The sequence below is a fragment of the Candidatus Phyllobacterium onerii genome, from assembly GCF_028331445.1.
Taxonomy (GTDB): domain Bacteria; phylum Pseudomonadota; class Alphaproteobacteria; order Rhizobiales; family Rhizobiaceae; genus Phyllobacterium; species Phyllobacterium onerii.
The window spans coordinates 30836-48470 of the sequence record NZ_JAQMHX010000005.1; the positions used below are offsets into that span (position 1 = coordinate 30836).

Genomic DNA, 17635 nt, shown 5'->3' on the forward strand with positions numbered 1-17635 from the left:
AAACCTTGATTTCTACCGCGGTTCCGTCGAATTTGGCCACCTTATCGAAGATTTCTTGAAGTTTGGCCTCGCGAGGAAGCGAAAAGGACCGGGTTTCCAGTAGGTTGAACACCAAGGGCCGGCCGTCCTGTCTGCTTTCCCCGTTATCCAGCACTCTGTGCATTGACGCGGATACGATGTACCGAGCATAGGGCATGAGCGATCTTTTCCTAGTATGATGTTGAAGACGGAAATCGGACCAATTCGGATAACTTTGCTGTGTCGAAGAGCTCCCAATATTATACCGCAAGTAGTCCGCCGAGAACAAATGGGAAAACACTTGGGAAGTCGCAGATGCTCCCACTGCAGGCAATCGCTTTATAATCCCCGATGTATCGCCAAATCCTCTAATACAAAACTTCAAATACGCCACGTTCCTACAAGATCGCGGTGGCAATTTATAATGTACACTTGCGCTCCCAACGGGAACTCAAATGCCGATCAGGTCGATAGACGGGATGCTCTGCCGGGGAGCGGCGTCTTCAGTCATGATGCTGGCGCAGCCTATATGGCGAGGCGGAACGGGGACTGTCCGATGAGCGAAAATTCTTTGATTGATAATCAGTTTCGAACTGCAATCGACATGATACCCACGCTGGTTTGGGCTGCCCGACCGGACGGCTCCGCCGAATTCTTCAACAGGCGCTGGCTCGAATATACCGGACTTACAGTGGATGAGGCGAAGAATTGGGGCTGGGTGTCCGCACTCCATCCCGACGAGGCCACAAACCTCAGGGAAACATGGAACACCATCATGGCCTCCGGCGAACCGGCGGAGGCTGAAGAGCGTTTGCGGCGGTGGGATGGTGAATACCGCTGGTTTCTGTTTCGCGCGGTACCGTTGCGCGATGAAGCCGGACAGGTTGTCAGATGGTACGGAACGAACACCGATATTGAACACAGGCGGCAATCCGAGCAGAGGACCGAAGAAGCCGAGAAGCGATTGCGTGCGGCGATCGACACCATTCCTGCCATGGTCTGGACGTGTCTGCCTAACGGCCTATGTGATTTCGTGAACGAGCGCATGCTGTCCTACACGGGATTGTCTGCTGAGGAGATGCGAGGAACGGGATGGAAGGCAATGGTGCATCCCGACGATATGGAGGAGCATCTCCAGGCCTGGACGAGTTCGGCGGAGACCGGCAACTCCTTTGAATTCGAATCCCGCTTGCTCGGAGCGGACGGACACTGTCGATGGTTTCTGCACCGTGCAGAGCCGATGCGCGACGAGTCAGGAAACATTGTCAAATGGTACGGAACGAACCTTGACATCGACGACCGCAGGCGGGCGGAGCAGGAACTGCGGACGGCTCATGCGGACCTTGCCCATGCCATGCGCGTGGCATCGCTCGGAGAGATGGCGGCCTCCATCGTCCATGAAGTAAACCAGCCCCTCACGGCCATAGTGATCAGCGGTGGCGCATGCTTGACCTGGTTAGGCAAGGACCCGCCTGACCTCGACAAGGTGCGCACATCGGTCGAACAGATGGTGGAGGCCGGCGAGCGGACAGGCGACGTGGTGCAGCGGCTTCGCGCGCTTGCCAAAAAGGGCGATCCGCAAAAGCAACTTCTTGCGATCAACGAAGTCATTGAAGAATGTCTGGCCATGGTCGAGCGGGAGCTCGACAATCATGGCGTGACGGTGCGAATGGAACTTGGCAACTGCTTACAGCCACTCCTCGGCGATCGGGTGCAGTTGCAGCAAGTGATCATCAATCTGATCCTGAACAGTGTTGACGCAATGGGGGCAGATGCAAACCGCCCGCGACAGCTGCTGGTCCGATCGGAGCAGACCGACAGAGATCAGGTCATCGTCGCCGTGCAGGATTCTGGCATCGGTATCGATCCGAAAGATTTGGACCGTCTCTTTGACGCCTTTTTTACGACGAAGCCCGACGGCCTCGGCATGGGGTTGCGGATATGCCGCACGATCATCGAAGACCATGGCGGCATGCTGTGGGCCTCCCGGAACGCCGATACTGGAGCGACATTTCAATTTAGTCTGCCCCTACAAACCAAGGTCTAGACCGCCGATCGAAAGCAGGCAGTGTGCTTAATTTGACAGGAGACGGTTCCTGCGCCAGCCATACGGTGTCTCTCCGACCGCGCGGCCGAAGACCCGCGTCAGGTGCGACTGATCCGAAAATCCGCAGGCAACCGCAACTCTGCTCAAGGGTTCACGCGTCGCCAGCATCATTCGCTGGGCGAGGGAGACACGTTCCTTCAAAATATAGGCGTGCGGGCAAATGCTGAACGAGGCTTGGAATGCCCTGTTGAAATGGCTGACGCTAAGACCGCAGACGCGCGCCAGCTCGCGGGTGGAAATTGACCGATCCAGTTTGTCGGAGACATGCCTTTTTACCCGGCGGATTTGCCAGGGTGCCAATCCGCCCGCCACATTGCGCGCCAATCCGCCCGCCATATTTCGAGCGTCGGACTGGCACTTGGCCCCTTCAACGTGGAATATCTCGATCGCCTTTTGAACACAGGTTTCGGCGACCTGATCTTCCAGCTGCCAGATCGACGCCACCGCAGCCAACAAGCCACGGACGATTTCGTGATTGAACTGCTCCGAGTTGATGCCGTCGGACGGCGCGTGGCCGAAACCGGCCGACTGTGTGAGCGCGTATGCCATAGGGGTCCTCCGTTGAAAGGTCCATTTGCAGGACATTCTAGGAAAACCGTTCGAAGCGATCCATACTACCGTCGGCTGATCTTGGGTGACTTCCGTATAGGTTCAATAGACTGTTGTGCAGAATTGGAAAACCGATTCTCTCATTTCGTCAAACTTCGTCAGGTGTTGCGGCGATCGGAATTGAGACCCAAAAGCTCGGCCATGCGCACCAGATCCGGCAGCGACGACGCTCCCATCTTCTGCATGACGTGGCCGCGGTGCAGCTTGACCGTGGCTTCGCTGATGCCGACGTCGGCGGCAATTTGCTTGTTCAGGCGACCGGCGATCACCCACTCCATGATCTCGCGTTCCCTTAAAGACAACTGATCGAAGGCTGCCCGCAATTTCGCGAGATGTTTCGATGCCGTCCGCGCTGAACGGTCTCTCTCCACCGCGGCGTGAATCGCGTCCACCAAATCCTGATGGCGAAGCGGCTTTGTCAGGAATTCGACCGCTCCGCCTTTCATGGCGCGCACCGTCATGGGGACGTCGGCATAACCGCTTATGAAAATGATGGGAAGGTCGACCTTCGCCTGTGTCAGGTCATCCTGGAAATCCAGTCCGCTTCGGCCGGGAAGCCTGACGTCCGCGACGATGCATCCGGGATCGCCGGTCGGGTTGTCGTTCCAGAATTCCTGAACCGAACCATATGCTTTAACGCCGAGACCCAGCGACATGACCAATCCGCTCAGTGAATTGCGGATGCCAGCGTCGTCGTCGATTATCCTTACAATCGGCTCGCTCAAGTGATTGCCCCGGTCAAATTGTCGTAAGGGGAAGATACAGCGTGACGGAAGACTTGGCGATGGCAAGATCGTTCTTCCTTCAGCGGCACGATGGGCCGCTAGCCGAAGTCCTCGCGCCATATTTGCAAACTCTACCAAAGTATAGAGATACTCAACCAAAGACATCGCCGGCGGCCAGCGGTACGGTTGCATTCGCAAACGCGAGGAATATCATCGCGTCTTTATAATCCCTTCCGTTTATTCGCTCGCGGGGATGGATTGCAGAGGCGGAGCGCTGAGCGATGATGGTCGGGGCTGGAAACCATTGGAGAAGACCAGGACGATAGCGGTAGTGGACGATGACGAGACGATCCGCCGGGCGTTGGATGACCTGATACACGCGTGCGGCTATGGATCGGCTCTGTTTGCAACCGCCGAAGAGTTTCTCGCCTTCGACGGCCGCGCCGGCGTCGACTGCATCCTGGTCGACGTCAAGATGCCCGGCATGGGGGGCATCGAGCTTCAGTTGAAGCTCAACGCCGATCCCCCGAAACCGCCGATGATCTTCATGACTTCAAATGCCGATGACGGAACGCGAGCGGCGGCGATGGCGGGCGGCGCTTTTGCTTTCCTGCGCAAGCCCGGGGAAATCCATCGCCTGACCGATTTCATGCGACTGGCCTTACAGCAAAAACCGTAGAGTATAAACTCGGCCGCCTTTTAGCGGGTTATGCTGCTGGGAGGAGGGCGGTCGGCTCAATGAACACCTTCGGTCGAACTGGAGGTTTGCACGGCCGCGGGAGGAGTCATTGAAGAATTGCCGCCATCGCAGGTGGAGACGGAGGAAATTGTAAAAGGCCTAGTTTATCTTTGTTTTGGGAGGCGGAGCAAAACGTCGGCCTTGGCCGTCCCGAACGGAAAAGCTTCCGGCACTCACGTCCGGCCGCTTCGCAGCCCATCCACCAGTTCACACAGATCTTGAATCTGCGCCAGCAGTCGTTCGGATGTACGCTGTGCAGCTTCCGGGTTGGGTTTGGCGGACGTGAGCCATTGGACGTTGGCTTGCGCTCCGAGGACGATGGCTGTGAGCAGCAGATTTATGCCGTGGACATCATTCGTCGTAACCGCTGGACGACCAATTCTGGGCATGCAGCCTTGACCGCTTAAAGCCAGTTCCGGGTGCGTCGCCCGTTGGGAATAAGGCGATGCATCCAATGCCGAAGCATTTTCCGACATTGAACTCGCGGCAGAATTCAGCGTCATTCTCGGTTCTCCTTCTTTTCAGCGGCATGATCCATTTGGAGGGAACCTCCTGGAAACACTCGGACATGCGATCGTTACAGTGGCTGGCTACTTGCCAGCCGACGGCATACCCGCAAATGCGCGTGCCTAAATCGACGAGTTACAGAATGTTGACTTGAACACCAATGAGGATCGCTACGTCCTGTCTACCTTTTAATTCTAGCACAACCAAACAGGTTACGCAATTGTATTGCGTTATTTTTGCAACTTTGATAGGTAATATTCTGCAACATTCCTGAGTCGGGACGTCTTCAATGCCGAGAAACCGCGTGACATTGCAAGACGTTGCCGACGCACTCGGGATTTCAAAATTTTCCGTATCGAGAGCTCTGTCGGGCAAACCAGGTGTAGCGGAAGCCACGCGCCGAAGGATTGAGCGGGTCGCCCAGGACATGGGCTATGCGCTCATGCCCGAGCCGGCGAAAAACCGAGGACAAATATTGTTCCTGCGCCAAGAAATCGACCGCGTAAGCACGGAACTGTGGTCAAACATGCTGCTTGGCGCGGAGCAGCAGGCCGAGGCCTACGGCTACACGGTAATCCCGAAACAGGCGCAAAGCGTCTTCGACAGCCCTTCGATTGACGAGGCTGTGGTAGGGCTGATCCTTGCAGTACCTTACCCGGAGGAATTCTCCGAGTTTGCAAGCCGGAGCAACCTGCCGCTGGTTTGTTCAGGCTATGCAGGGCCCCTGGAGCGCATCGATCTGGTGTCGGGGCCCGACTGGGAAGCTGGTGTCACGATCGCACGCTACCTCGCAGCCTTAGGGCATCGCAAGTTCGCATTTGTCCACGGAGACGCTAGGTTGTTAGGCAGGGCCGAGAGATTTCGGGGTCTATGCGACGGGGCAAGGGAGATCGACGGAAAAGTGGACGACCTCGTCTTTGACGAAGAGGCGGGTTTGCGCAAACCGCTTCTTGACTACATGGATGCCGGCGGCAAACCGTCCGCACTGTTTTGTGCTCATGACGGTATAGCCGTGAGCGTGATTTCGGAACTGGCCCTTCTTGGAATTCGGGTGCCCGATGATGTTTCGGTGGTCGGTTTCAACGATTTCATATCGGCCTCGCAAGTTGCCCCCCGCTTGACGACAATCAGGGTGCCTCATGTCGAAATGGGAGCGGCGATGGCGCGTTGCATCATCGACAGGGTCTCCAATCCCCACTATCGGACGGTTCCTCCGCTTCGCATAAATCTCGTGCCGGAACTGATCATACGGGAGTCGACGGGTCCAGCTTCCCGCGTGCCGTGGGAGCGGAAGTACGATGCGCGGCATCAAGACTGAATACAATTAATGGGAAGACACAGCGCGGTTAATCGGCGAGACTAGCTCAGACCCATGGGTGAAGGGCCGAGGGATGAGCCATGACGATCGACACCCCGAGCGTTTAGTTTCGCCTCCCGGTTCGGGCGTCAGGAGGCTGACGACTGCTGGCCTGGTCAGCAAAACAGCTGACTTGTTTTTCGTTCCGCTGGCTATTCTCCCGACTGTGGCCCTGAGCATCGCAGTCCTGGGCTTTCCGCTGATACTGTCGTTGATCATGAGCTTCGTTGCCTGGTCGATTGACCAACCCGTTTCGGAAGCTCAGTTCGTGGGCCTGCGGAATTACAGGGACCTTTTCGCAGATCCTGTCTTCCTTGCAAGTCTTGGACTCACACTTGGTTATACCGCCGCAACGGTCTGCCTCGAAATTCTGCTCGGGCTGGCTATCGCTCTGCTTCTAAATCTGGAACTTCCGTTCATCCGCTTTTTTCGAACGGCATTGATCGTCCCGATGATGGTAACCCCGATTGTCGCTGCGCTTTGCTGGAAGCTTCTCCTCGACCCCACCTATGGCCTTGTCGACCATCTCATCGGATCGCCGGTCATCTGGCTCGGCGACCCGACGCTGGCTCTCATCACAGTGGGCGGAGTGAGCGTGTGGCAGAACGCGCCGTTCGTTGCCCTGCTCATCCTCGCTGGCCTCCAGTCCGTGCCGAAGGAGGTGATGGAAGCGGCGAGGATCGACGGCGCGACCAAGATCGCATTGTTCCGTCACATCACGTTGCCGCTTTTGTCGCCCTATCTGCTCGTGGCGATGCTCCTACGGATCATCTTTGAGTTCAGGGCCTTCGACAACGTCTACGTGATGACGGCAGGCGGGCCTGGAAACGCGACGTTGGTGCTTTCCATTTTCGTCTACAACACGTCCTTCTTCAGCTTCGATCTAACGCTGGCCTCGGCTGCGTCGTGGATCATGCTGTTGATCGTCCTGATAGTCTCCCTGCTTCTGATAGCAACCAAGCGCCCAAAGGAGACCGACTGATGAAATCCCTGTCGCACACAAGCTACAGGAGAGGATGCTACTACGTCTTCGTATATGCCGCACTGATCTGCATGCTTGTGACCTTTCTGCTGCCGCTGCTTTGGGTCCTTGGACTATCCTTGAAGACACGCGAGCAGATTTTCACGACACCGCCACTCTTTCTGTGGTGGCCGACCCTGGAGAACTATTTCGCGGTCTTGTCTGGAGGGAACTTTCTGGTTTCCTTCTGGAACAGCTTGTTGGTGACCACCTCGACAGTTTTGGTCTCCCTGTTTGTTGGAACACCCGCGGCGTACGCCATCGCCCGATTCCGCTTCCCCGGTCGCAAACTCATATTCTTTTCGCTGCTCCTGATGCGGATGCTGCCGCCAATTGCAGCGTTGTTGCCGTTATATGTGATGTACAGTCTGGTAGGACTGATCAACACCAGGATAGGCCTCATCCTGGCCTATACGACATTCAGTCTACCCGTGATTGTCTGGGTCACGCGCGACTTCTTCCAAAGCGTACCGCGTGATTTGGAAGAAGCGGCCTATATGGACGGCGCGTCCCGGATGGGGGCTTTCCTCAAGATCGCCTTGCCCCTGGCCAAGCCCGGAATAACAACCGCGGCCATCTTGTCGCTGCTCCTTGCCTGGAACGACTTCATCTTCGCGGCCATTCTCACCAATAACGCCACGCGAACATCGCCGGTCCTCCTGAGCACTTACGCCGGTAGTGAGACCGGGACCGATTGGGGAGCCATCGCGGCATCCGGCATTCTGGTTCTCCTGCCCGTGATCGTGTTCTCGCTGACCGTTCAAAGGCACCTTATACCGGGCCTGTCGTCAGGAGCGGTGAACGATGCTAGAATTCCCTGAGGTGTGATGGAGGAAGCCATGACCGTTTCCAGCAAGAAAGGCCTGATCAACCGGCGCACGCTGCTTGGATCGACTCTGGCCGGCATCAATCTGGCCGCACTCGGCCCGTCGACGACAGCCCGGGCGGAGCTTGGAAAAAAGCCTTCAAAGCTCGTCGTCCTCGGCGACAACGCCTCATGGAAGGGAACGATCCTCCAAGACGCGATTCCCGCCTTTAAAAATGACACGGGCATAGACGTCGAATACGTGCAGTTGCCCATGGAGGCGCTGGTCGTACGGTCCCGGGCCGAAATGTCCGGCCCGGGGCCTACGAGCTTCGATATCGTGCAGATGGGCTCCTCCATGATGGGATGGATGCACGCTTATGTTGAGGATCACAATCGTTTGTTGGCGTCCGCTGCCGGCAAACATGCATCCGATTTCGACATGGCTGATTTTGCGCCCCGAACGATCGATGCCGTATCCGTTGACGGCAAGCTATGCGGCATTCCCTATCGGGGAACTATTTATATACTCCACTACCAAAAGGAATTGCTCGCAGCCGCAGGCTTTTCAAACCCACCGTCGACCTTCGCCGAATTCCAGGCGGCTGCAGTGGCTTTGACGAAGTCAGGTGCACCGCTCCGGTACGGTTTGGGAACATGCGCGCGTCAGGGGCCGGCGATCAGCAACCACTTCTGTCCGTTCCTGTTGTCTTCGGGTGGTTCGTTCTACGATCTGAAGACGCGGAAGATCATGATCGATACGGAGGAATCCATCAGTGCGCTCGAATATTACGGGGACCTGATGACCAGGCACAGGGTAATACCTCCGGAGGCAGTGACCTGGGAATGGGATGAGATCATTGCGAACGGCCAGAACGACCGATATGCCATGGCCGTCACGCTGAACGCGACGGGGACTCTACTGAACAAATCGAAAGCCTCCAAAACAGCCGGGCGCTGGGGTTGGACTGTCGTGCCGGGGGCGCTGAAAAGTGAACAGAGCAAAAGCCCGTTCTTTGTATGGTCGTTCGCCGTTCCTTCGGCATCGCAGAACAAGGAATGGGCGTTCGAATTCATTCAGCACATTACGAGCAAGGAATGGGCACGGCGCTCCATGGAAAAAGGAAACGCTTCCGCCCGCCTCTCTGTGTTGACCGATCCGGAGATCGTCGAAGCATATGGCTGGACTGGGGCGGCCGCCGAGCAGATGAAAACCGCTGTGACCAACCCGAATGACGCCAATTGGGGCTCGCTCGAGCTTGACCTCCGCGCGGGCATCTCAAGCACGCTGCAAGGTCAAACGACAGCCAGAGACGCGTTGCAGACCGTCGCCGACAGTTGGAAGCGCAAATTCAATCGCTTGAACCCTCAGTAAAAGCTGATTTCGTACTTGCCTTCCGCACCATCCAACCTTGGTAGGCGGATTGGAACAGTGTTTCTTGTGGCGAAGTGCGCACGCCTTGGGCGTTCTCGCGGACCGCAATCAACATCTCGAGCTTAGTGAGTCCCGTGCGAAATCTCGAACAGTTGCCGGATTCTTTTGACGAGACCCGGAACGGCGTGCGTACCCGAGCTGTGTGAACCCCTGTCGAACAGATGTTTTTTCGCCTCTGCACGCCTTGAGAGGATAAGACCGAGTTCGTCGACCAGACTTGGCCGCTCATGCAACAGCGGCGACAGGTCTTCCTTCGCGATCTCGTAGACGACCGCATGTACCAGGACCCGGATCGTTCCGGGTTCCCCCGCTTCGGTCAGCAAGCCCGCCTCGCCGTAGGAATCGCCGGGGGCAAGCCTGGCGAGTTCCAGCTCGCAACCGTCTTCGATGCGGGTGACGCCGAGGACGCCGGAGCGGACGACAGCCAAGGCGTTCAACACGCTTCCCTGCTCCGCGATCACTTCATCCTTATGGAACGTTCGCCTCCGCATCGACTTGGCAAGGGCCTCGTTTTCCTCCTCGGTGAGCGTCGCAAACAGAGGTATGGCATCAAGAAGCCGCATCTGTACCGATCGTAACTGAGGATGCTCGTCGGCTGCGGGGGTTGCCGCAAATCCCGTGCCGGCAGCGTCGGCCAATTGCAGGCTGGCTGCCCTGGCGTGACGATAGATCAGATCGAATATCTCATTCTTCGCCTCTCCGACCTTGGCGATATCGGCGACCGCAAAGGATAGTTCCAGATCGATCGCCGAACCGTTGATCCCCTTGACCTGAACGCTGCCTGGGCCCGTGGTTCTTTCAATGCAGGTTGAGTTGATGAGGACCGCCCGCATGACGTCTGCGACCAGCGCCGGAGCCGCGCCCGGAGCGAAGCTTACGCTGATCGTCACGCCGTGTATGCGGTCAGGGCTGCTCATGTTGACCAGCCTTGCCTTTGCAAGATCGCTGTTGGGGACGACGACAAGATCGTTGGTACCGTTGAGAAGATGGGTTGCCCGCCAGTTGGTTTCGACGACTTTGCCTTCCGTTCCGTCCTTGAGCACAATCACGTCGCCGACGGCGTACGGCCTACCGAGATTGAGTGCGATTCCCGAAAAGACGTCGTTGAGGGTGCTCTGCAGAGCCAGGCCGAGTATCACTGCGAGGACGCCCGAGGTCGCGATCAACGTTCCGACGGGAAGACTGAAAACGTTGGCGACGATCGACAGCCCGACGCCAAGATAGATAATGCCGACGACTAGATCTTGAATGAAGCGTCCCTCGCGCGGGCTTCCCTCGAAATTAAGAAATGCGCGCGTGAATCCGATGAGGGCCCACCCGGCGTTCACCCACCAAACTATCTTGGCGACACCGATGAGGACTTGGTCGACGACGGAATTTGGCCTAGGGCCGGGGAGATAGGGAATGATGCCGTGATATACCAGCAGCACCGACAGCAGGACAAAAAAAGTGACGTGAAGGACGAGATGCCAGGTCGGATGGCTTCGCAGCGCAACGCGTGAGATCACCGCCCCCAGTACGGCAACAGCGCCAGTCTGGATGAAAGGGTCGGCGATGATCTCTAACGTTGTCACAAATGGGAGGGGCGTTGGCGAAGAACGATCATTTCATCGCCGTTGGCTCGTCCTTCGGATCCTCATAAATAGTGTCGGTCGGTCCGTTACCAGTGATGAGCACCGTCACGGGTTTATCGGCCGTCATTGCGAAATGCGGTGAATCGGAGGGTTCCGTATAGACCGATCCGGTTGGCAATATCCTCAGCTTGGACTTGTCGAACTTTGGCCCATAGCCGAAGTGCCAGGTCCCGGACAGGACGGTGCCCACGCGATCGCCGGCATGATGATGGGAGGGTATCTCCGCATGAGCTTGCACCTTCAGCAGTTGCGCGTATTGCCCGGGTTTCGAAGGATCCCCGAGAATTGTTACCACCTCTACCTTGGCATTACCGGATCCTCCCGGACCACCTGTCGCTTTTACTGCCGACAGCTCTTCCGGCGTTTTTGAATAATCCGGCAATGTCGCTGGGGCTTCCGCAGCGGCTGCATTGCCGACCAACGCGCAAACGAAGAGCGCGGCACATAGTGTCCATTTCATAAGCCTGTCCTTTCGATTACTTTATTTGACGCGGCTGGAGAAACTCCAGCACCACGCCGTCAGGTCCTCTCACATATGCCAGCTTGAGCCCCGCACGCTCGCCTTCCATTACGGTCTGCAGAAATCCAGCCGGATACCATCCGTGCGGGGCAATGCTGCCCAGAAGGGCATCGATATCATCGACGATAAATGCAACGTGCATTGCTCCTGGATCACAGGATCGAGGCTGAGACGATCCCCGATCTAGGGGGGAGAGGTACTCCAGTAACTCTATCTGCTTGCCGTCGCGTTCGAGCATCGCCGTCTTCATGGCTGCCCCTTCGACCCCAACGACGCCTTCGAGGAAGCCGTCGTTGGGAAAATCCGCGTTGTACAGGTGACGAAACCCCAGAACGTTCACCCAGAACGACAGGGAAGCTTCGAGACTGGAAACGGTTATCCCTGTGTGATCTGTCGCCGTTATCGCGAACGTCTGCATGGCCACCTCGGCGGTTAAAAATCACGGCATTTTTGAACCGATCGGTCCAATACGGTCAAGTTTCATTTCGTTCAAAGGCAGTGCAATTCTGTACAAAACGAAAATGCCGCCCGCTTGGGGACGCCAGGACGTCGGCCCAAAAGCACGACAATTTCAGACAAAACGAAGACATTTCGGTCAATCGATTTCTTAGTGGCAGGACTACTTTATGCGGAAGCATTTAGGGCATTAAAGGAGGAAAATCATGAAAGTGTACCTGTTTTCGCTCGGGGTCGGACTGCTGGTCGGCATCCTTTACAGTTTGTTGAACGTGCGCTCGCCCGCGCCGCCTGTTGTCGCGCTCATCGGTCTTTTCGGAATGCTCGCAGGCGAACAGATAATCCCGCTGGCGAAAACCCTGGTCAACAAGGAGCCGGCTTCCGTCTCATGGCTGAACCAGATCAAGCCGCACATGTTCGGGGACCTGCCAAAAGGCGGCCGGCCACTGAAGAACGCTCCGAACGATAAGGGCTGATTGACAGGTCCGGAGGCGCATCCGATCGGAGAAGTCTTGTACAAAATGGTCATTTTCTTGAACGTAATAACTCTTGATCTGTAGTGGACCGAACGGTACCTAAACAGCGCAACCACCTGACAATGAAGAATGAATGGGCTGTGAAAGTCGTGCAAGCCGGCTCCGGTTTCGCGCAGGTTACCCGTACCTCGGGTTGCGGCGGGTTGCTGGGAAAAGGCAAGGACTGAAACTGCTCACAGCTGTCGAAAATGCCGCCAATCAGCAGGCTGGTCCTGCGTCCCACATGAGGAGTCAAAGTAATGAGCGATCGCCAGAACAACGCTGTAAAAGAGGGTACGACTCGCAGGGGCGTGCTCCTTGGTGCAGGTTCGGTAGCCGCTGCGGTCGGGCTTCATGCGGCCTCTACACAAGCCGCCGAACCCACGGACGCGAAAGGTTCACCGCAAGCGGCCGGCCAGACTGCCGACAAGGTCGAACTCGTTCACAAACGAGCTACCGTCAATGGAATCAGGTTGCACTATGTAACGGTTGGAACAGGGCCAGTTGTCCTCTGTATCCATGGCTGGCCGCAGAGCCACCGGGAATTTCTTCCCATCATGGGAGAGTTTGCCGACAGGTATACGTTCATCGCGCCGGACGTTCGCGGCTATGGAGACAGCGACAAGCCCTTTGACGGCTATGAGCCGAAGACGATCGCCAAAGACATGATCGAACTCATGGACTTGGAGAAGGTTCAGAAGTTTCACATTTTGAGCCATGATTTGGGGGGCCCGCCTTCAGTTGCGGTTGCCTATTTGGCTTCCGATCGGGCGCTTTCCCTATCGACCATCGAAACTCCCTTCTTTGGGTTGGATTACCCAGGTTACGTGTCTCCGGACGTCGCTTATTGGCACCTCAAGATGCACATGAATATGGACATCTCCCGGATGCTCATCGAGGGGCGCGAAGAACAATACCTGCGGCATTTCTTCCGTGACTTCGCCTATAACCCGGAGGCCGTCTCTGAAAGTGAGGTTCAGGAGTTTGTCATGCAGATGCGCCAGCCGGGTGCCCTGCGTGCGAGCTTGAACCACTACGGATACATACCTCAGATGGCCGCACAGACTGGCGAACTCACCAAGAAGAAGTTGACGGTTCCGATGCTCGCCTGGGCAGGGAGCGCCTCGTTTGGATCACACTGTATCGACAGTGCGAAAGCGATTGCGACCTCGGCCAGGGGCGGTGTCATCGATGAATGCGGTCACTGGGTGTTCGAGGAGAAAACCCAGTTCATCTGCGATGAACTCGGCGGGTTCTGGGGTTCGCTCAACTAGGCCTCCAATCACGTCTTGGTGCATTTGGCAAAGTCGGGGGCGGTGGATGCATCGGAAGTGCAAAGGCGCTTCTGCGTGCAGCAGCTCACGTCAGATGGTTTGCTGCCGCCGCCAATTTCCGGGATTGGTGCCGTATATCTGCTTGAAGACCCTCGAAAAGTGCGCCTGGTCGGCAAAGTTGCAGGCAACTGCAATTTCCGCGATCGACTGGTCGCCCTGAAGCATGTCGAGCGAGCGCCGTGTGCGGTACTCAAGCAGCCAGCGGTGCGGCGTTCTCCCGGTCGCCCGTTTGAATGCCTTAATAAAGTAGCTGACCGAAAGCCCGCAATGGGCGGCGACTTCGTTGACGCGCACATCCCGTCCTGAATTGCCGGCAAGGTAGGCGGTCGCACACTTGAGCTGACGTGTCGTCAGTCCGTGTTGCTGCTTTCCGGAATCGGTCACACCGCCGTAATGTTCCGATATGTGCGTATGCAAAGCCAGCATGACGTAATCGATGAACAGGCGGTCTGCCGGCTCGCGTCGATCAAGAGCGGGAACCAGTGCTTCCGCCAACGAACGTACCACGGGATCTTCCACCCCATGCTCGCCTGAAAGACCCTCGAAATTGGCGCTGCTTCCCTTGCGTGCCAGATTCTCGAGGATAGACCGCGGGATCTTGAACCGAACGTTGTCAAAGGGCGAATCCTGCATATGACATCCACCCCCGATCAGGAAGGATTGCGATAAAGAGCCGCCCTGTAGCCGGCGTTTCTTCGGCCGGCACGCTCCGTCGCTGCTACTGCTTCGCGACCGTCGCGATATTCGCTTGTGTGGCCATTGATGATCATGGATTATACCTCTCACGGCTCCCCGCCTAACGAGGGAATTCGAAGCTTGTGTTCAATTCAGGTGGTCGGATGGAGGCCTTGACTGAGTGCGCAGCTTAAGCAGCTCGGCCTCTCTATAAAGATAGCTCGGTTATCCCGCTCAAGACTGCGGCCAAGCCATCATCGAAAATGTCACGAACTTATGGAGCTCGGTGCGGGAGACGCCGCCCTTGGCCTGAACCGCCATTCCCTGCACGAGCGTAACGACGTACGCGGCAGCATCGTCGGGCGTTGCATCGGGAAGCATCGGGCCGTCGAACTCGGTCCGTTGAAAGGCCTTCGCGAGCTTTCTCTGCAGATTGAACCGACTTTCGACGAGAGCCTGCTGAATGTCCTCGCCATCGCTCGAGCATGCGAGCGCGGCGTTTGTTTCGAAGCAGCCCCAGGGGTAAGCACCTTCCGTATGCAGATCGGCCTGTCCGCGCAGGTATGCTTCCGCAATTGCTCGCGGCGTTGACTGTGCCAAAGCGACATCGATGAACCCGAGGTAATCCTTCTGGTAAACTGCATTCACTCTCCAGAACAGCTCTTGCTTGCTGGTGAACGCCTTGTAGATGCTGGATTTTTTCAGTCCAGTCGCCTCCATGAGGTCGTAGACTGACGCTCCTTCGTAACCTTTTTGCCAAAAGACTTTCATGGCCTTCTCGAGTACCTCGTGCTCGTCGAATTCCCTCGGTCTTGCCATTCCAATCCTCACTTTCTTGAAAAAATGTAAGGCTGCAACGACTCAAATACAAGACAAAGGGAGGCACGCTTCGACTGGTTGCGCTGGATGTCATGCCGTGCCTCGACACCCTGTTCATTCTGCTGCGCTAACTGGCGCATTCTCTTACACACGACAGCCAAATATGGCGATTGCCAGAGCAACCAGCGCCATGACTATCGCCGCATATGGCGTAGCGATGAGACCCGGGCCCGCAAGCAACTGGCCGCCGATAAAGGATCCGCCGGAAATGCCGAGGTTAAACGCCGCGATATTCATCCCCGAGGCGGTCGGTACGGCATCTGGAGCTATGATGCGGGCGACCTTCACGACCCCGTCCTGCATGATCGGGGGAATTGCGAAAGCGAACATGCCCCAGATTGCGATCACGGTGAGAACGGCCATCTCGTTGTAGACGGCACTGGCAAAGGCCGCGAAGCAGGCGATCAATCCGAACAGCGTGATCACGATCGCTCGTTTGGTGCTGGTAGTGTCGCTGAGCCGCCCTCCGGCGTAGTTGCCGACAACGGTAGCACCGCCAAAGAGCATGAGGGCGATGTTTACCGTGCCGTATCCTACTTTGGTAAGTCCCATGAGGATGGGAGCCAGGAACGTGAATATGACGAACGTTCCTCCGAAGGCGACGGCTGTGAGCAGGTACATGACGACGAGTTGCCTGTTGGCGAGCAGGCGCATCTGAGCAGCGAAGCCCGGTGATGCCGAATGCGGAATCGACCGCGGCAGAAAGAGCAGCAGGGCTACAAGCGCGAGAGTTCCGAGAACGGTTACAAGCAGGAACGGCGTCCGCCAGCCCGCGTTCTGACCAATCCATGATCCAAGGGGTACACCGACAACCATGGCGATGGTCAATCCGCCCATCATCATCGCGACCGCAGAGCCAGACTTTTCCTTAGGCACCAACGTCGTCGCGACTGCAGCGCCGATGCCGAAGAAGACACCGTGCGAAACCGCCATGACGATGCGCGCTGCCAATAACGACCAGTAATTGGGAGCGAGGGCCGCCGCGAGATTGCAGGCAGTGAAGAGGGTCATCAATCCGAGGATGAGTGGTCGGCGCGGAAATTTTCCGGTCAGTGCAGAGAAAATAGGCGTGCCGAGGGTGATGGCTAGCGCGTACCAACTGACGAGCAACCCGGCCGCTGGCAATGAGACGGCGAGATTGTCTGCAATCTCCGGGATCAGGCCGACGATGACGAATTCAGTCGTGCCGATTGCAAAGGTAGCGGCGGCAAGGGCGTACAGGGCGAGCGGCATGCTGCCCTCCTATGTCAATGCTGCGGCGGCGGCTTGGGCGACAAATTCGTCGTCTTCGACGGTTCCCCCGGAAACGCCCACAGCCCCGATCATCTTGCCCGTATCATCCTTGAGGAGCACCCCTCCGCCGAAGGCGATAAGACCGCCGTTACTGTTTTCAAGGGTGTAGGCCGCTGACCCCGGCCTTAAGATCGGACCAAGTGCCGCCGTGTCCGTAGCGAACAGAGCAGCAGTCCTCGCTTTGCGGTGAGCGACGTCGATCGACGCGATGAATGTGCCATCCATTCTTGCGAAGGCAACGAGATGAGCGCCACTATCTACAATGCTGATACTCATTGGCGGAAGACTGTGCTCCGAGACTGCTGCCTTCGCGGCGGCAACCACTGTTTCTGCGGTCGTGAGTATCATTGTCACTTCGTTCTCCTGTCGGTGAAGCGGCGGAGACCGCAAGCAAATTTAGGCTACGAAAACAGTTATGGACCATTCGGTCCTTTATGGCAAGTGTTTGCCACGCAAATGCAATCGGAATACCCGTGCTGGGCTAAAGACACTCCCATCGTACCCGGCTCGGCTAGCGTCGTCGGCGATCGGGCGGCCATAATCCTCGCCCACTCTCAAACACTATTCTTTCTCAAGCTATGCTGGAATTCTTGTTCGAACAGCGCACTTTTGGAACGCGTGCACCTTAGTTTCACACGCTGGCTCACAGGAGTTCGACCGCAGCCAGATTTACGGGAAAATCGCGTGGTGGAACTTCGGGGGTAACTGGCAGTTAGCAGGAATGCACGATGTCCATTTCAACGAGGTCATTATTGCCGCGGCTGGTCGGCACTGGGTAGTCAGTTCGGTGGCACAAGCTGCGGAGCACCTTTCAGGTGGATGGCCGATCGAAGATGCTCCCAAGCTCGTTGCGGCGCGTCAGGCGTGCATCAGAGCCATGGAAGGAAAATTGGGCGGCCAAGAAGCCAGACTTGCATTCGTTGAGGCCGCCACCGAAGCGGGAGTACTCGTAGCGTCGCAATGCCGCCGCCGCACGCGAGGAGGAAAGCCTGTCAATATATGGCGA

18 protein-coding genes and 1 pseudogene are annotated in these 17635 nt (G+C 57.0%); 9 read left to right on the forward strand and 10 right to left on the reverse strand.

Annotated elements, in window-relative coordinates:
- Window positions 1-574 precede the first annotated feature (574 nt).
- Window positions 575-2065 (forward strand): PAS domain-containing sensor histidine kinase, encoded by a 1491-nt coding sequence (locus PHA01_RS12710; protein ID WP_271896033.1) that lies wholly within the window; start codon window positions 575-577, stop codon window positions 2063-2065.
- A 27-nt stretch (window positions 2066-2092) separates the two neighbouring features.
- On the opposite strand, the gene PHA01_RS12715 is transcribed toward PHA01_RS12710, so the two are convergent.
- Window positions 2093-2674 carry a helix-turn-helix domain-containing protein gene (locus PHA01_RS12715; protein WP_271896035.1) on the reverse strand — a complete coding sequence of 194 codons (582 nt, stop codon included), beginning with the start codon at window positions 2672-2674 and terminating at the stop codon, window positions 2093-2095.
- 158 nt (window positions 2675-2832) lie between these two features.
- Complete coding sequence (locus PHA01_RS12720; protein WP_271896037.1) at window positions 2833-3459, reverse strand: response regulator transcription factor; 627 nt, start codon at window positions 3457-3459, stop codon at window positions 2833-2835.
- A gap of 304 nt (window positions 3460-3763) precedes the next feature.
- On the opposite strand from PHA01_RS12720, the gene PHA01_RS12725 reads away from it, so the two are divergent.
- On the forward strand, window positions 3764-4138 hold the full coding sequence (locus tag PHA01_RS12725; protein ID WP_271896039.1) for a response regulator transcription factor: 375 nt from the start codon (window positions 3764-3766) through the stop codon (window positions 4136-4138).
- 233 nt (window positions 4139-4371) lie between these two features.
- Here PHA01_RS12725 and PHA01_RS12730 read toward each other — a convergent pair whose 3' ends face one another.
- Window positions 4372-4701 (reverse strand): hypothetical protein, encoded by a 330-nt coding sequence (locus tag PHA01_RS12730; RefSeq protein ID WP_271896041.1) that lies wholly within the window; start codon window positions 4699-4701, stop codon window positions 4372-4374.
- 293 nt (window positions 4702-4994) lie between these two features.
- Here PHA01_RS12730 and PHA01_RS12735 point away from each other — a divergent pair, with 293 nt between their 5' ends.
- The 4 genes from PHA01_RS12735 to PHA01_RS12750 all read left to right on the forward strand — a co-directional run bounded on the left by PHA01_RS12735 (window position 4995) and on the right by PHA01_RS12750 (window position 9263).
- Window positions 4995-6023 (forward strand): LacI family DNA-binding transcriptional regulator, encoded by a 1029-nt coding sequence (locus PHA01_RS12735; RefSeq protein WP_271896043.1) that lies wholly within the window; start codon window positions 4995-4997, stop codon window positions 6021-6023.
- 73 nt (window positions 6024-6096) lie between these two features.
- Entirely contained in the window at window positions 6097-7044 is a 948-nt protein-coding gene (locus PHA01_RS12740; protein ID WP_271896045.1) for a carbohydrate ABC transporter permease, read from the forward strand.
- On the forward strand, window positions 7044-7904 hold the full coding sequence (locus PHA01_RS12745; protein ID WP_271896047.1) for a carbohydrate ABC transporter permease: 861 nt from the start codon (window positions 7044-7046) through the stop codon (window positions 7902-7904). Before PHA01_RS12740 ends, PHA01_RS12745 begins: the two co-directional genes overlap by 1 nt.
- A gap of 18 nt (window positions 7905-7922) precedes the next feature.
- On the forward strand, window positions 7923-9263 hold the full coding sequence (locus PHA01_RS12750; RefSeq protein WP_271896049.1) for an extracellular solute-binding protein: 1341 nt from the start codon (window positions 7923-7925) through the stop codon (window positions 9261-9263).
- 122 nt (window positions 9264-9385) lie between these two features.
- On the opposite strand, the gene PHA01_RS12755 is transcribed toward PHA01_RS12750, so the two are convergent.
- Genes PHA01_RS12755 through PHA01_RS12765 form a run of 3 tightly spaced genes read right to left on the reverse strand, consistent with a single transcriptional unit; the run spans window position 9386 to window position 11895 of the window.
- Window positions 9386-10897, reverse strand: a complete 1512-nt coding sequence (locus PHA01_RS12755) for a mechanosensitive ion channel domain-containing protein (protein WP_271896051.1) — start codon at window positions 10895-10897, stop codon at window positions 9386-9388.
- Between the two features lie 28 nt (window positions 10898-10925).
- The gene (locus PHA01_RS12760; RefSeq protein ID WP_271896053.1) at window positions 10926-11417 is read right to left on the reverse strand and encodes a cupin domain-containing protein; all 492 of its coding nucleotides are present in this window, start codon (window positions 11415-11417) and stop codon (window positions 10926-10928) included.
- A gap of 16 nt (window positions 11418-11433) precedes the next feature.
- Window positions 11434-11895, reverse strand: coding sequence for a VOC family protein (locus PHA01_RS12765; protein WP_271896055.1), 462 nt, complete (start codon window positions 11893-11895; stop codon window positions 11434-11436).
- A gap of 244 nt (window positions 11896-12139) precedes the next feature.
- Here PHA01_RS12765 and PHA01_RS12770 point away from each other — a divergent pair, with 244 nt between their 5' ends.
- Window positions 12140-12409, forward strand: coding sequence for a XapX domain-containing protein (locus PHA01_RS12770; RefSeq protein ID WP_271896057.1), 270 nt, complete (start codon window positions 12140-12142; stop codon window positions 12407-12409).
- Window positions 12410-12708: 299 nt separating this feature from the next.
- On the forward strand, window positions 12709-13722 hold the full coding sequence (locus PHA01_RS12775; RefSeq protein WP_271896059.1) for an alpha/beta fold hydrolase: 1014 nt from the start codon (window positions 12709-12711) through the stop codon (window positions 13720-13722).
- 90 nt (window positions 13723-13812) lie between these two features.
- On the opposite strand, the gene PHA01_RS12780 is transcribed toward PHA01_RS12775, so the two are convergent.
- From PHA01_RS12780 to PHA01_RS12795, 4 genes are all read right to left on the reverse strand, one after another.
- Window positions 13813-14415, reverse strand: a complete 603-nt coding sequence (locus tag PHA01_RS12780) for a helix-turn-helix transcriptional regulator (protein ID WP_271896062.1) — start codon at window positions 14413-14415, stop codon at window positions 13813-13815.
- Window positions 14416-14691: 276 nt separating this feature from the next.
- Entirely contained in the window at window positions 14692-15276 is a 585-nt protein-coding gene (locus PHA01_RS12785; protein WP_271896064.1) for a TetR/AcrR family transcriptional regulator, read from the reverse strand.
- Window positions 15277-15420: 144 nt separating this feature from the next.
- Window positions 15421-16569 (reverse strand): MFS transporter, encoded by a 1149-nt coding sequence (locus PHA01_RS12790; protein ID WP_271896067.1) that lies wholly within the window; start codon window positions 16567-16569, stop codon window positions 15421-15423.
- A gap of 9 nt (window positions 16570-16578) precedes the next feature.
- On the reverse strand, window positions 16579-16977 hold the full coding sequence (locus tag PHA01_RS12795) for a GlcG/HbpS family heme-binding protein (protein WP_271896648.1): 399 nt from the start codon (window positions 16975-16977) through the stop codon (window positions 16579-16581).
- A 373-nt stretch (window positions 16978-17350) separates the two neighbouring features.
- Here PHA01_RS12795 and PHA01_RS12800 point away from each other — a divergent pair.
- Window positions 17351-17566 (forward strand): annotated as a pseudogene (locus PHA01_RS12800) (DUF982 domain-containing protein); the annotation flags it as partial.
- Between the last annotated feature and the right edge of the window lie 69 nt (window positions 17567-17635).

Coding starts and splice junctions, on each gene's coding strand:
- PHA01_RS12710 (WP_271896033.1), top strand. CDS start 575: ATGAGCGAAAATTCTTTGATTGATAATCAGTTTCGAACTGCAATCGAC.
- PHA01_RS12715 (WP_271896035.1), bottom strand. CDS start 2,674: ATGGCATACGCGCTCACACAGTCGGCCGGTTTCGGCCACGCGCCGTCC.
- PHA01_RS12730 (WP_271896041.1), bottom strand. CDS start 4,701: ATGACGCTGAATTCTGCCGCGAGTTCAATGTCGGAAAATGCTTCGGCA.
- PHA01_RS12735 (WP_271896043.1), top strand. CDS start 4,995: ATGCCGAGAAACCGCGTGACATTGCAAGACGTTGCCGACGCACTCGGG.
- PHA01_RS12740 (WP_271896045.1), top strand. CDS start 6,097: ATGAGCCATGACGATCGACACCCCGAGCGTTTAGTTTCGCCTCCCGGT.
- PHA01_RS12745 (WP_271896047.1), top strand. CDS start 7,044: ATGAAATCCCTGTCGCACACAAGCTACAGGAGAGGATGCTACTACGTC.
- PHA01_RS12750 (WP_271896049.1), top strand. CDS start 7,923: ATGACCGTTTCCAGCAAGAAAGGCCTGATCAACCGGCGCACGCTGCTT.
- PHA01_RS12760 (WP_271896053.1), bottom strand. CDS start 11,417: ATGAAATGGACACTATGTGCCGCGCTCTTCGTTTGCGCGTTGGTCGGC.
- PHA01_RS12765 (WP_271896055.1), bottom strand. CDS start 11,895: ATGCAGACGTTCGCGATAACGGCGACAGATCACACAGGGATAACCGTT.
- PHA01_RS12770 (WP_271896057.1), top strand. CDS start 12,140: ATGAAAGTGTACCTGTTTTCGCTCGGGGTCGGACTGCTGGTCGGCATC.
- PHA01_RS12775 (WP_271896059.1), top strand. CDS start 12,709: ATGAGCGATCGCCAGAACAACGCTGTAAAAGAGGGTACGACTCGCAGG.
- PHA01_RS12780 (WP_271896062.1), bottom strand. CDS start 14,415: ATGCAGGATTCGCCCTTTGACAACGTTCGGTTCAAGATCCCGCGGTCT.
- PHA01_RS12785 (WP_271896064.1), bottom strand. CDS start 15,276: ATGGCAAGACCGAGGGAATTCGACGAGCACGAGGTACTCGAGAAGGCC.
- PHA01_RS12790 (WP_271896067.1), bottom strand. CDS start 16,569: ATGCCGCTCGCCCTGTACGCCCTTGCCGCCGCTACCTTTGCAATCGGC.
- PHA01_RS12795 (WP_271896648.1), bottom strand. CDS start 16,977: ATGATACTCACGACCGCAGAAACAGTGGTTGCCGCCGCGAAGGCAGCA.